Source organism: Bacillus sp. 05T31 (assembly GCF_056396725.1).
Map to the genome: position 1 here is coordinate 1 of NZ_JBFTMA010001042.1, position 1048 is coordinate 1048.

Here is a 1048-nt window from a genome sequence, read left to right on the forward strand (position 1 = left end):
ATTTAATTGAGGTAAAAAAAGGATTGGAAAAATCTTTGGAACATGCTGCTTTTGTATATATTTCATATTTGTGGGAAAGAAAAGATACATTAAAAGTCATACATCCGTGGCTAGAAGAAGCATATTGGCATTTAAAAGAAATTGTAGAGTAGAAAGGGTATGAAAATGCAATTTAAAGAATATATGAATCAAACATTTCCAGGAGTTACGTTAGTACCGTACATATACTCTCAGTGGGAAAATCATCTTCATTTTGATTTTGGGAAAGATAAATATCAATTCAAAGAAGATGGTAACACGTATAATATGGAATATTTCACACAACTATATAGGTATAATAAAARTCTATTTAAAGATATATTTTCAAAAGAAGATACCGTCTTTTTARTCACAAATGTTTATCGATTTAAACAGGAAAATATAAAAAATSYGCAGAAAATAAATGTATACAATAGATTTATTAAAAAGAGCGGTTTAAAGTTTCATATTAGACAAGAAACATTACCTTTTCTATTTGAAGATGAAGAAGCTGACTTATATTGTACATATCAATTTTCTTTAAAATGTCTTGCTGAAGATATTAAATATGAACCGCTTATTCAAGCAGCTAATCATGAAGATTTCCCTGACCTACGTCCACGTCTAGGGCGAAAAAAAGAAATTTCATATCCAGATGTATTTTTTATAAATGTAACAAAGGATATCATCATGTTTATTTATGGTGATAGAGGATGTGAAGTAATTGCGAAGAATAAAGAAAAGATACGGGATTTATATGAGAAGTATAAAGAGTGGATACCAGAATATGAACGAGAGAGTATAGATGACTTATTTACATGAAAATAGGAGGAAGTGAAGTGTGTAATGAAAAGGATCGCAATTGTATCTGCATGGGAACCRGAGCTTACGTATTTGCATCAACATTATCCAAGTGAGCGTGTAGAAAAAATAGCAGCTTGGGAATTTCATTTTCATTCTATTAATGAATTAGAAGTTATTTCAGTTGTAACTGGTGTCGGTAAAGTAAGTTGTGCTAGTTGTGTACAAC

At 30.0% G+C, this 1048-nt stretch carries 2 protein-coding genes and 1 pseudogene; all 3 read left to right on the top strand.

The features are described from left to right. A pseudogene (locus AC1DJR_RS31135) lies at positions 1 to 152 on the top strand (HAD family hydrolase); the annotation flags it as partial. A gap of 13 nt (positions 153 to 165) precedes the next feature. Next, entirely contained in the window at positions 166 to 840 is a 675-nt protein-coding gene (locus AC1DJR_RS31140) for a DUF3885 domain-containing protein (protein ID WP_477004379.1), read from the top strand. A gap of 24 nt (positions 841 to 864) precedes the next feature. Then, a partial coding sequence (locus AC1DJR_RS31145) for a phosphorylase family protein (RefSeq protein WP_477004378.1) occupies positions 865 to 1048 on the top strand: 184 nt, incomplete at its 3' end.